Source organism: Streptomyces sp. NPDC088124 (genome assembly GCF_040685895.1).
Taxonomy (GTDB): domain Bacteria; phylum Actinomycetota; class Actinomycetes; order Streptomycetales; family Streptomycetaceae; genus Streptomyces.
The window spans coordinates 67,632-79,751 of the sequence record NZ_JBFBJB010000028.1 but is presented as its reverse complement, the minus strand read 5'-3'; the positions used below and the strand labels follow the sequence as shown (position 1 = coordinate 79,751).

Sequence of the window (12,120 nt, the reverse complement as noted above, 5' to 3'; positions counted from 1 at the left end):
CATCTCCTCTGTATGTGACGTTTGGCGTCATCCTTCCACGGCCGGTACGGGAGATGCGGTGGCATATGGCTGCCCGGGCTCCGGCGGCGGGCCGGGGGAGCCCGACGGTGGGCCGGGGGCGCGCGGGTGTTGATCCGGGGCGCCGGCAGGCGAACGCTTGTCCTATGCATCGGATGGATCAGGCACCAGGACCGCCCCCGGAGAAGAGCGCGTTACCCCCGTCCGTCCTCGCCGTCGCCGCCGCCACCTTCTGTGTCGTCACGACGGAGATGCTGCCCGTCGGACTGCTCACCCCCCTCGGGCGGGGGCTGGGGGCCTCCGACGGTACGGCCGGACTCGCCGTCACCCTGCCCGGGCTCGTCGCGGCGCTCGCCGCGCCCCTGCTGCCGGTCGCCGCGCGCCGCGCCGACCGGCGGACCGTGCTCCGGGCGCTGCTGCTCCTGCTCGCCGCGGCCAATGTGCTCTCCGCGCTCGCGCCCGCCTTCGGCTGGCTGCTGCTGGCGCGCGGCCTGGTCGGGGTCTGCGTCGGGGGCGTCTGGGCGATCGCCGCCGGGCTCGCCGCGCGCCTGGTCGGCGGGGCCGGGGTGGGGCGGGCCACCGCCGTGATCTTCAGCGGGACCGCGGTGGCGTCCGTGCTCGGGGTGCCGGCCGGGACGCTGATGGGGGGTCTCGCCGGATGGCGCTGGGCGTTCGGCGCGATGGCGGTGCTGGCCGTCGTGGCGGCCGCGCTGCTCGCCGTGCTGCCGCCGCTGCCCGCGCGGGAGGCGGTTCGGCTCGGGGAGGTCGCGCGGCTGTTCCGTACGCCGGGGGTACGGGCCGTCCTGGTGACGGCCGGGCTGCTGGTCACCGGGCACTTCGCCGCGTACACCTATGTGCGTCCGGCGCTGGAGCGGGTGGCCGGGATCGGCCCGGGGCCGGTCGGCGGGCTGCTGCTGGGGTACGGGGCCGCCGCCCTCGCGGGGACCTTCCTGGCCGGCGTGGCCGCCGCCCGCGCCCCGCGCCGGGCGCTGCTCGGCCTCGCGGCGCTGCTGGCCACGACGGTCCTGCTGACCGTCCCGGCGGGCGGTTCGCCGGCCGGCGCCGTGGCGCTGCTGCTGGTGTGGGGCGTGGCGTACGGCGGGGTGCCGGTCAGCGCCCAGAGCTGGCTGATGACGGTGGTCCCGGAGCACCGGGAGGCGGGCTCCGCGCTCTTCACCGGGGTGTTCAACGCGGCCATCGCCCTCGGCGCGCTCCTCGGCGGCCGGGCCGTGGACCGCCACGAGGTCGCCGGGGCCTTCGGGCTCGGCGGCGCGCTGGCCGCGCTCGCCGTCGTCCTGGGGGTGGGAATGGCGGCGGGGCGGGTGCCCCGTACCACCGGTCACTGAGACCGGGCGGCACGGAGGCACCCGCCCCGCCGCCGTAAGAGTCTCGGCAGGCCACCGCGTCCGCCGCGGGCCGCCCCGCGGCCGGGCGCCGTGCCGGACAGGGCCTACGCCATCACGCCGACAGCTCGGCCGCCACCAGCTCCGCGATCTGCACCGCGTTCAGCGCCGCGCCCTTGCGCAGGTTGTCGCCGGAGAGGAAGAGCGCCAGCCCGTTCTCCGCCGTCTCGTCGGTACGGATGCGGCCGACGTACGACACGTCCTTGCCCGCGGCCTGGAGCGGCGTCGGGATCTCGGACAGCTCCACGCCGGGCGCGTCCTTCAGCAGCTCGTACGCGCGAGCCACGCTCAGCGGACGGGCGAAGCGGGCGTTGACCTGGAGGGAGTGGCCGGAGAAGACCGGCACGCGCACGCAGGTGCCGGAGACCTTCAGCTCGGGGATCTCCAGGATCTTGCGGGACTCGTTGCGGAGCTTCTGCTCCTCGTCGGTCTCGAAGGAGCCGTCGTCCACGATGCCGCCGGCGAGCGGCACCACGTTGAAGGCGATGGGGCGCTGGTAGACGGCGGGCTCCGGGAAGTCCACGGCCCCGCCGTCGTGCGTCAGCTTGTCCGCGTCGGCGACGACCTTCTGCGCCTGGCCGTGCAGTTCGGCGACGCCGGCGAGCCCCGAGCCGGACACGGCCTGGTACGTCGTGGCGACCAGCGCGGTCAGCCCGGCCTCGGCGTGCAGCGGGCGCAGCACGGGCATGGCGGCCATCGTGGTGCAGTTCGGGTTGGCGATGATGCCCTTGGGGCGGTCCGCGATCGCGTGCGGGTTGACCTCGGAGACGACGAGCGGGACCTCGGGGTCACGGCGCCAGGCGGAGGAGTTGTCGATCACGACGGCGCCCTGGCCGGCGACCTTCTCGGCGAGCGCCTTCGAGGTGGCGCCGCCGGCCGAGAAGAGCACGATGTCGAGCCCCGCGTAGTCGGCCGTGGCGGCGTCCTCGACGGTGATCGGGGTGCCTCCCCACTCGATGGTGGAGCCCGCGGAGCGGGCGGACGCGAACAGCCGCAGCTCGGTGACCGGGAAGTTCCGTTCGGCCAGGATGCTGCGCATGACCGTGCCGACCTGACCGGTGGCTCCGACGATTCCGACCTTCACTGGGGCTCCTTCACTCGCGACTGTCCCGGGAACGCGTTCTCTCATGATGCGTATGTCCCCGGTCGGTTTGTCCAATCCATTGTCCGAGGAGCGGGACGGGCGGGCCGGGGACGGCGCGAAGGGAGGGCCGTCGGCGACGCGAAGGGCGGGCGCCCGTCCGGACGCCCGCCCCTTACCGGCTGTCACGCAGAGGTCACGGTGTGACGCTCTCGATGATCACGCTGCCGGTGCCCGCGGCCGTACCGCGCGCGTTCAGCAGCTTGACCTCGCCGAAGAACTGCCGGCCCGCCGGGGCCGCGCTGCTCACCAGGACGTTCGCCGAGACCTCCGCCGACGCGCCGGTGGGGAGCTTCACGGGCTTGGAGGCGTCGGCCGTGACCGAGCCCAGGGACGCCGAGTAGTACACGTCGCGGTAGTCGTACGCCGTGGACCCGGCCGGGACCGAGTAGGCGTCCACCACGATCGTGTACGTGCCGGCGGCCGGGTCGGCCAGGCTGACGGCCTCCTCCGAGCCCGCCGAGGTCGACGCGCCGAGCTGCACGCCGTCCCGGTAGACCAGGAGGTCCAGGTCGGCGCCGTTGTCCGAGGTGCCGCCGATGGCCACGTCGAGCCGCTCGACGCCCGCGCCGAGGGTGACGGTCGTCGTCTGCCGGTCACCGTCCGAGATCGTCGGGCGGGTGACCTTCGCCGAGCCCAGCGAGCCGCCGCCGAGCGCCCCGTCGATCGCCGCGAAGCCGTTGGTGACCTTCCAGGTGACCGGCGTCGCGGTGCCGATCTTCGCCTCGGGGATCGAGGTGACCGCCGGGTCGAAGGAGGCGCCCATCAGCGTCACGTCCAGGGTGTACGGGTTGTCCAGCAGCGGCGACGTACGGCGCGACTCCACCTCGATCTCCCAGACACCGGGCGCCGGGTCCGCGTACGAGCGCACGTCGGGGCGGCAGGTGTTGTTGGGGTTCGGGTAGTTCGGGTAGCAGTTGACCGTCGAGCTGTTCTCCATCGCCACGCCGTACGGGTGCAGCGAGATGAAGCGGGTCTGGCTGTCCTTGGCGAGCCCGCCGAGCGCCACCTCCAGCGTCCTGGCGCCCTCCGGCACGGTGACGAAGTACGACGTCGAGCTGTTGCGCTGCACCGAGCCCTTCGCCGTGACGGTGTACGCGGGCTTCGACGCGCCCGTCAGCTCCTTCGCGACGACCACGGTGGCGAGGATCTGCTTGTCCACACCCTCCGTACGCCGGTCGTCGACCTCCAGGATCGCGCTGTGCACCCCGGCGGAACCGGGCCTGGCCCGGACCTTGACGGTCACCGGCTGGTTCAGCGGCAGCTTGACCCGGTCACTGCCGAGCAGCCGGAACGTACCGTCGTCGTACTTCCACTTCAGCCGGTGCTCCAGCGCGCCCTGCCCGCCCGTGGTCCGGGTGATGGTGACGTCGTACGTACGGCTCTGGCCGGCCTTCAGTCCGCCCTCGCGGTCGTACACACCGGTGCCGAAGCCCGGGGCCTTCAGGAACTGGTCGAGCGCGGTGTCGACCGGTGCCTTCACGGCGTACTCGTGCGCGGCGACCGCGTGCGTGCCGGAGGCGCGCTCGATCGACTTCCACGCGTCCACGACATCGATGAGGCCGGCGCCCTGCTCGTGCGCCTGGAGACCGGAGATCTTCGACGCGGTGCTGGTGAGCGCCGTGCGCAGCTTCGCCGGGGAGAGCTCGATCTTCTTCTGCTTCGCGGCGGAGATCAGCAGCGCGCTCGCGCCCGCGGCCTGCGGGGAGGCCATCGAGGTGCCCTGGAGCATCGAGTAGCCGGGCGGCAGCGCGTACCCCGCCTCGGCGACCGGGCCGCCGGGCGCCCAGGTCTGGGTGGAGTTGATGGCCGCGCCGGGCGCGGTGAGGGTCGGCGTGAAGCCGCCGTCCTCGCGCGGGCCCCGGGAGGAGAAGGGGAGCAGCGCGTACTTCTTCGACACGCCGGAGCCGTAGTTGGCGGCCCAGGTCTCCTTGGAGATCGACGCGGCGACGGAGATGACCTTGTCGGCCAGGGCCGGGTCGCTGATGGTGTTGGTGCCGGGGCCGTCGTTGCCCGCCGAGATGACGAGCTGGACGCCGTAGGTGTCGATCAGCCGGTTGTACAGCTCGGCACGGGCGTTGTTGCCGTCGTTGAGCGGCGGCAGACCGCCGATCGACATGTTGACGATGTCCACGCCGCGGTTGACGACGAGGTCGATCATGCCCTCGGTGAGCGCGACGCTGGTGCAGCCGCCGCTCCAGGTGCAGGCGCGCGAGGAGACCAGCTTGGCGCCGGGCGCCGCGCCGTTCATCGTGCCGCCGAAGAGCCCGTTGGCCGCGGTGATGCCCGCGACATGGCTGCCGTGCGAGCCCTCGATGACGCCGATGTTGACGTAGTCGGAGGTCGCGCCGTCGGCGTTGTAGACGACGTCCTCGCGGATCTCGACGGTGAACGGGATGCGCTCGACCACCGGGGTGGCCGGGTTGTCCGTGCCGAAGTAGCCGATCTGGAAGCCGTCCTTGTACGGCTTCATCGCGGCGTTGTTCGTGAAGTCGCCGTCGTTGTCCAGGTCGACGCGTACGGTGCCGGTCGCCGGGTCGTACAGCACGCCCCACTCGTCGGTGGTGTCGCCGTCGCGGTTGAGGTCACCGGCCATGTCGCCGCCGAGGGTGGCCCGTTCGGCGAAGGTGGTGAACTTGTACGCGCCGGCCGGGGCCTTCCACGTACGGCCGGCCGCCGTGAACGACGGGCCGGTGACCGCGCCGTCCATCCGCAGCCAGGTGCGGTCGCCGTCGGCGACCGGGTCCGTGGCGGTCACCCAGTCGACGACCTTGCGCTCACCGGTGGTGGTCTTCTGGAGCGCCGGGTGGCCCAGGTCGATGCCGGTGTCGAGGATGCCGATCGTGACGCCGCGCCCGTCGGCCTTGGGGTGCTTCTTGACGAAGTCGACCGCGCCGGTCTCGAAGGACGGGTTGTACGGGTTCTTCGCGGGCGTCCTCCGGTCCGGCGCCGGGTACTTCCGCACGGCCGGGCTCTTCGCGGAGCCCTTGGCCGTGGAGCCCGGCGCGGTGTCCGCCGCGGGCCGCGGGTCGTCCAGCTCGATCTCCTGCTGGAGATCGATGCCGTGGACCGACGAGAGCTTCTGCGCCGCCTTGATCGCCGCGTCGGCCTTGCCGGTGGGCAGCGTCGCGCGGACGTAGCCGAGCTTGTCGTACGTCTTGCCGACCACGACGCCGTCGACGGCGTCCAGTTGGCCGACGACCTGCTCGGTGGCGCCGGGGGCCGTGGCGATCATCACGGTGACGTTCTTCTCACCCTCGGCCTTCGCCTTGGCGAGCAGATCGGCGTCGGCCGCGCCCAGCTTGTCGGAGCCGGCGGACGACTTCACGGGCGCGGGGGCTGCCGGGTCGTCGGCGCCCGTCGCGGAGAACGCGGGTACCGCGCCGGCGGCCATCAGCGCGGCCACCAGGCCGGCTGCCGCCGCGACCCGGGCCACGCGTCTCGGCCCGGATATGGAGCTGTCGGATTCGGAGGTCATCAGCATCCTTGTTCGGTGAAAGAGGCAGTCCGGATTTCGGTACCGGATGACCAGTCAGCTTTTCGTATAAGTCGGGGTTTTGTGGAGAGCTGCCAGGGGCGCGTTTGAGTCATGGCGGAGATCCGCCACCGCGTCACTTGCGCCAAAGGGTGGAACAAACGGGCGATCGGTACCAGGGCGACCGGCGCCGCGTGCCCGGCCGGTCGCGCCCCGGGTGCCGCGACCGGCAAGGCCCGCTGGGGGAGGGGTACTAGGCTCACGGAATGAACCAGGAGCTACGAGTGGCCGCGTACGCCGTGTGCGTCCATGACGGACAGATCCTCCTCGCGCGCTGGGTGGCGAAGGACGGCACCAAACGGTGGACCCTCCCGGGCGGTGGCATGGACCACGGCGAGGACCCCGTCGACACGGCCGTCCGCGAGGTCGAGGAGGAGACCGGCCACCTCAGCGAGATGACGGCGCTCCTGGGCGTGGACTCGATCCGCCGCCGCTACCCGCGCAAGCTGGGCGCCTTCGCCGACTTCCAGGGGCTGCGCATCGTCTACGAGGGCCGGATCACCGGAGGCGAACTCCGCCCCGAGGAGCGGGGGTCCACCGATCTGGCCGCCTGGCACGCGCTGGACGCCCTCGACGCCCTCGACCGGGTCGAACTCGTCGACGTCGGCGTACGCCTCTGGCGCGAACGGCCGGCCCTCGGCCGGGCCACCGGTTCGGAGTACACCCTCGCCGAACCGGGCTCGGCGGAAAACGGCTGAAACCAGGTCAACCTCGAATGGGCCGGCAACCGGTCGGACACCGACCGGGTCCTGATCGCCGACCGCGCTCGCAGACACGAGGAGTTCACGTGAGATTACGCACGGTCCGTATCGCCTCCGCCGTGACACTGGTGGCCGCGGTCCTCGCGGGCACCGCGCAGGCGGGCACCGCCGTGGCCGCGCCACCCCCCGGGACCGGCGGAACGGGCCCCGGCGGCCCCGGGCACCGTGCCACCCAGCGCGCCCTCGACGACCTCGTCGAGGAGGGCGTCCCCGGGGTGGTGGCGCAGGTCGGAGACCGGCGTGGCGCCTGGTACGGCGTCGCGGGCACCGCCGATCTGACCACCGGCCGCGAACGCCGGGCGCCGGACCGCTTCCGCGTCGGCTCCCTCACCAAGACGTTCGTCGCCACCGTCGTCCTCCAACTGGAGGCGGAGGGCCGGATCGATCTCGACGACACCGTGGAATCGCTGCTCCCCGGCGTGGTGCGCGGCAACGGCAACGACGGACGCGCCGTCACCGTCCGCCAACTCCTCAACCACACCAGCGGGCTCTTCAACTACACCGCCGACCCGGAGTTCCGCGACAGGATCTTCACCGAGAAGTTCCTGGTGCACCGTTACGAGACCTGGACGCCACGCCAGTTGGCCGACCTCGCCCTGGCACACCGGCCGTACTTCGCCCCCGGCACCGGCTGGAAGTACTCCAACACCAACTACGTCCTCGCCGGGATGATCGTGGAGAAGGTGACGGGACACCCGTACGCCGACGAGGTCGAGCGCCGTATCCTGCGCCCGCTCGGGCTGCGCGCCACCAGCCTGCCGGACACCGCCGTCCGGCTGCCCATGCCCTCGGGCCGCGCCTACGCCGTCCTCGCCGCCGGCCCGGTGCCGAAGGTCGAGGACGTCACCGGGCTCAACCCCTCGGTCGCGGGCGCGGCCGGCGAGATGATCTCGAACACGGCCGATCTGAACACCTTCGTCACCGCACTGCTCAGGGGCGAACTGCTGCCCGCGCGCCAGCTCGCCGAGATGAGGGAGACCGTGTCGGTGACGGACGGGAAGCCGAACACCTCCGGACCGGGCTACGGGCTCGGCCTGATGCGGCTGGAGCTCTCCTGTGGCAAGGAGGTCTGGGGCCACGACGGAGAGATCCACGGCTCGCAGTCCAGCGCGGTCACGACCGAGGACGGCCGGCACGCGCTCGCCCTCAACTTCAACGGCGACTGGGCGGGGGACATCCAGAAGGTCAACGACGCCGAGTTCTGCGGCTGAGGGCCCGCCGGGGGGCAGGCCCTCCCCGGCGCGGGGCTCACCGCGGCAGGACCACCACCCGCGCCGCCGGATCCCGGTCGTCCGCCGCCATCAGCGCGGTACGGACCACGGTCGCCTGCTGCTCCAGCGACTCACGGAGCTTCTTCGGCGTGAGATGGACGACGGTGATGCCCAGCAGTTCCAGGTGCTCGCGCTTGCGTACGGTCGCCGACCACTGCTCGTCGTCCGAGAGATCGGGCCCCGGGTGATCGGATCCCGGCAGGTCAGGTCCGGCGAGACCGGACACCGCGAGGTCGGACACCGCGAGGTCGGACACCGCGAGACCGGACACCGGGAGGTCCGGCCCCGGGAACTCCCGCCCGGGGCCCGGACGGCCGCCCGGCCGCGGCGCCCGCGTGTCCAGCTCGATCGCGACCGCCCGCTCCGGCCAGTAGGCGTCCACCCCGCCGAGGTGGGGGCCGCCGGGCAGCCGCAGATCGACGTTCCACACCGGCTCCGGCAGCCCGTACGACCGCACCAGTTCGTACAGCCGCCCCTCGGCCAGCGCCCGCCCCTCCGTGAGGAGCGTGTCCACGGCGTCCACCACATGCTGCCGGGAGAGCAGTCCGGACTGGCTCAGCTCCCGTACGACCGTCGCCGGGTCGCAGCGCCCGCTCCGTACCGCCTCCGCGAGTACCTCCACCACGGAGGGCGCGTCCGAGAGATGCGCGACCGCGTCGGCCACCGCGCGCGCCACGGGAGCCACCGGCCGTCCGCCGATCAGCTCGGGCAGCGGCAGCACATGGGCCCGGATCAGCCGGGCGTACCCGGTGGAGCGCAGCCGCCGGGTGCGCGGCACGAGCACGTCGATCCGCTCCAGCGCGAGCAGCGGCGGAGCGGACGCGAACCCGTAGAGCGCCAGCGCCGCGAGCCCCGTGATCATCACCGTGCTGTACGGGGCCGTGGCCGGAGCCGTGTCCTGCGCGGCGGAAGGCCCCGGCTGTACGGGCACCTCCCCGGCGGCCGCCGCGGTCGGCCGGCCCGCGTACAGCAGCACCGCGTGCAGCCGCTCCTCCGCGGTCGGCGGCCCCGCGTGCAACAGGAAGACCCCCGGCAGCAGTTGCTGCCAGGGACCACCGGCCCGGCACCGCGCGGCCGCCCGCCCGGCCGGTACGCCGTACTCCCTGAGCTGCGCCGACGAGAGGACCCGGGAGCGCACATCGGCGGAGAGCCGGGGGAGGGGGCTGAGAGGGAAGGGGCGGGGGGAGACCGGGGTGTTGTTGTTCATGTCCGGGTGTCTCCCCCCGCGAGGCGGGGGGACTAACCGCCGTGACGAATCTGTCGGCAAATCCGGACAACCTCGTACTAAAGTAAGGGTGTTCGACTGCCGATCAGACAGACCGTCTTTCCGCCCGCCGCGTTGTCCGTCAGCCCGCGGCCGCCGCGTCGCACTCCTGGCCGCGCAGGGACCGCGCCATGTCGTCCGCCGCCTCCAGGACCAGCCGGCGCAGCGCCGGGGCCGCGTTCCGGTGCGCCGCGAGCCAGGACTCCGTCGCCTCCAGCGTCGTACGGTCGTCCTGGAGCGCCGGGAAGAGCCCCCGCACCACGTACATGCCGATCTGGATCGAACGCTCCGTCCACACCCGCTCGATCGCCGCGAAGTACTTCTCCGCGTACGGCGCCAGCAGCTCGCGCTGACCGGGCCGGGCGAAGCCCGCGATCGTCGCCTCCACCAGCGCGTTCGACAGCGAGTCCGACTCGACGACCTGCGCCCACGCCTGCGCCTTGACCGCCGCGGACGGGCGCGCCGCCAGACAGCGCACCTGGTGGCGCTTGCCCGACGCCGTGTCGTCCCGCGCCAGTTCGGCGTCGATGACCGACTCGTCGGCCTGCCCGTGCGCCGCCAGCGGCTCCAGGAAGGCCCAGCGCAGCTCCTGGTCGACACTGAGCCCGTCGATCTTCGCCGTGCCCGCCAGCAGGCCCCGCAGGAGCTGGAGGTCCGACTCCGACTCGGCGACCGCCGCGAAGAAGCGCGCCCACGTGAGCTGGTGCTGGCTGCCCGGCTCCGCCGTCCGCAGCTCGCTCAGCGCGCCCTGCGCCAGCAGCAGCGCGCCCTCCTCGCGCCAGGCGGGCGCCGCGTAATGGGTGAGCGCCGACCGCGCCCACGCGTGCAGCATCTGGAGCACGCCGATGTCGGACTCGCGGCCCGCGTGCCGGAACACCAGCCCGATGAAGTCCCGGGCCGGCATGAGCGCGTCCCGGGTGAGGTTCCACAGCGCCGACCAGCACAGGGCGCGGGCCAGCGGGTCCGTGAGATCGCCGAGGTGGTCGCGGAGGGTCTCCAGCGACCCGGCGTCGAAGCGGATCTTGCAGTACGTCAGGTCGTCGTCGTTGACGAGGACCAGCTCGGGCCGCTCGGCCCCCGCCAGCTCCTTGACGACCGTACGCGCCCCGTCCACATCGGCCTCGGCGCGCGCGTACCGCGCCAGGTCGCCGTCGGCCGTCCGCCGGTAGAGCCCGACCGCCACCCGGTGCGGCCTCAGGGTCTGCTCCGAGTTCCCCCGTGGCGTCGCGTGCCCTGGTACCCGCGCTCGGGAGGGGGCCGCGTCCTGCACGACGGCCAGCTCCGTGATCCGGCCCTCGGCGTCACAGGTGAGCTGCGGCGTCAGTGAGTTGACGCCGGCCGTCTCCAGCCAGGCCCGCGACCAGCCCGCCAGCTCCCGCCCGGACGTCTCCTCCAGGACGGCGAGCAGATCGCCCAGCTGGGTGTTGCCGTACGCGTGCCGCTTGAAGTAGCGCCGGGCGCCCTCCAGGAACGCGTCCCGTCCGACGTACGCGACGAGCTGCTTCAGCACGGACGCGCCCTTGGCGTACGTGATCCCGTCGAAGTTCAGCTTCGCGTCCTCCAGGTCGCGGATGTCCGCCGTGACCGGGTGCGTGGAGGGCAGCTGGTCGGCGCGGTACGCCCAGGACTTGCGGTTGTTGGCGAAGGTGATCCAGCCGTCGGTGAAGCGGGTCGCCTCCACCATCGAGAAGGAGCCCATGAAGTCGGCGAAGGACTCCTTCAGCCACAGGTCGTCCCACCACGTCATCGTGACGAGATCGCCGAACCACATGTGCGCCATCTCGTGCAGGATCACATTGGCCCGGCGCTCGTACGACGCCGAGGTGACCTGGCCGCGGAAGATGTACTCCTCGCGGAAGGTCACCAGCCCCGGGTTCTCCATCGCGCCGAGGTTGTACTCGGGCACGAACGCCTGGTCGTACTTCCCGAAGGGGTACGGGTAGTCGAAGTGGTCGTGGAAGAAGTCCAGCCCCTGCTTGGTGACGAGGAAGACGTCCTCCGCGTCGAAGTACCGGGCCAGCCCCTTGCGGCAGAGCGCGGCCAGCGGGATCTCCAGCACCGTGCCGTCCGCGAACGTACGCCGGTAGGAGTCGGTCACCTCGTGGTACGGACCCGCCAGGACGGCCGTGATGTACGTCGAGATCGGCTTCGTCTCCGCGAACCGCCACCTACCGTCGGTGAGCGTCCCCTCCCCGTTGCTCCGTACCGTCCACCCCTCGGGCGCGGTCACCTCGAAGCGGTACGGCGCCTTCAGGTCCGGCTGCTCGAAGTTGGCGAAAACCCGACGGGCGTCGGCGGGCTCGTACTGCGTGTACAGATAGACCTCGCCGTCCTCCGGGTCGACGAAGCGGTGCATGCCCTCACCCGTACGGCTGTACGCGCACCGCGCGTCCACCGTCAGCTCGTTCTCCGCGAGCAGGTCCTCCAGTGTGATCCGCGAACCGTCGAAGACGGCCGCCGGATCCAGGTCGAGGCCGTTGAGCGTCACCGCCGTCACGCTCGGCGCGATCAGGTCGGCGAAGGTCGCCGCGCCCGGCTCGGCGCAGCGGAAGCGGATCGTGGTCACGGAGCGGAAGGTCCGTGGCCCGTCCCCGTCCGCCTCGCCGACCGCCGAACGCAGGTCGAGGGCCACCTCGTACCCGTCTACGGACAGCAGGTCGGCCCGCTCGCGGGCCTCGTCGCGGGACAGGTTCTCACCGGGCACGGGTCTCTCCTCTGTTGCGTGCT

At 72.5% G+C, this 12,120-nt stretch carries 7 protein-coding genes; 3 read left to right on the top strand and 4 right to left on the bottom strand.

Features of this window, described 5'->3' with window-relative positions; genetic code table 11:
- Positions 1–173 precede the first annotated feature (173 nt).
- A complete protein-coding gene (locus AB0P17_RS23555) occupies positions 174–1,364 on the top strand; it encodes an MFS transporter (RefSeq protein WP_365813849.1) in 1,191 nt (396 codons plus the stop codon).
- Positions 1,365–1,476: 112 nt separating this feature from the next.
- Here the strand turns inward: AB0P17_RS23555 and AB0P17_RS23550 are convergent, their stop codons facing one another.
- Both AB0P17_RS23550 and AB0P17_RS23545 read right to left on the bottom strand, forming a co-directional pair.
- Positions 1,477–2,505: an aspartate-semialdehyde dehydrogenase gene (locus AB0P17_RS23550; RefSeq protein WP_365813848.1), complete on the bottom strand. Its 1,029-nt coding sequence runs from the start codon at positions 2,503–2,505 to the stop codon at positions 1,477–1,479.
- Positions 2,506–2,698: 193 nt separating this feature from the next.
- On the bottom strand, positions 2,699–6,046 hold the full coding sequence (locus AB0P17_RS23545) for a S8 family serine peptidase (protein ID WP_365813847.1): 3,348 nt from the start codon (positions 6,044–6,046) through the stop codon (positions 2,699–2,701).
- Positions 6,047–6,303: 257 nt separating this feature from the next.
- Between AB0P17_RS23545 and AB0P17_RS23540 the strand changes: the two genes are divergently transcribed.
- The gene (locus AB0P17_RS23540; protein WP_365813846.1) at positions 6,304–6,795 is read left to right on the top strand and encodes an NUDIX hydrolase; all 492 of its coding nucleotides are present in this window, start codon (positions 6,304–6,306) and stop codon (positions 6,793–6,795) included.
- A 173-nt stretch (positions 6,796–6,968) separates the two neighbouring features.
- Positions 6,969–8,069: a serine hydrolase domain-containing protein gene (locus AB0P17_RS23535; RefSeq protein WP_365813881.1), complete on the top strand. Its 1,101-nt coding sequence runs from the start codon at positions 6,969–6,971 to the stop codon at positions 8,067–8,069.
- A gap of 37 nt (positions 8,070–8,106) precedes the next feature.
- Here AB0P17_RS23535 and AB0P17_RS23530 read toward each other — a convergent pair whose 3' ends face one another.
- Together AB0P17_RS23530 and pepN are read right to left on the bottom strand one after the other, a co-directional pair.
- The gene (locus tag AB0P17_RS23530) at positions 8,107–9,336 is read right to left on the bottom strand and encodes a hypothetical protein (protein ID WP_365813845.1); all 1,230 of its coding nucleotides are present in this window, start codon (positions 9,334–9,336) and stop codon (positions 8,107–8,109) included.
- Between the two features lie 139 nt (positions 9,337–9,475).
- Positions 9,476–12,097 (bottom strand): aminopeptidase N, encoded by a 2,622-nt coding sequence (gene pepN / locus AB0P17_RS23525; protein ID WP_365813844.1) that lies wholly within the window; start codon positions 12,095–12,097, stop codon positions 9,476–9,478.
- Positions 12,098–12,120: the final 23 nt, after the last annotated feature.

Bases quoted from the DNA above. Each gene is read 5' to 3' on its own strand.
- AB0P17_RS23555 (WP_365813849.1), top strand. From the start codon at position 174: ATGGATCAGGCACCAGGACCGCCCCCGGAGAAGAGCGCGTTACCCCCG.
- AB0P17_RS23545 (WP_365813847.1), bottom strand. From the start codon at position 6,046: ATGCTGATGACCTCCGAATCCGACAGCTCCATATCCGGGCCGAGACGC.
- AB0P17_RS23540 (WP_365813846.1), top strand. From the start codon at position 6,304: ATGAACCAGGAGCTACGAGTGGCCGCGTACGCCGTGTGCGTCCATGAC.
- AB0P17_RS23530 (WP_365813845.1), bottom strand. From the start codon at position 9,336: ATGAACAACAACACCCCGGTCTCCCCCCGCCCCTTCCCTCTCAGCCCC.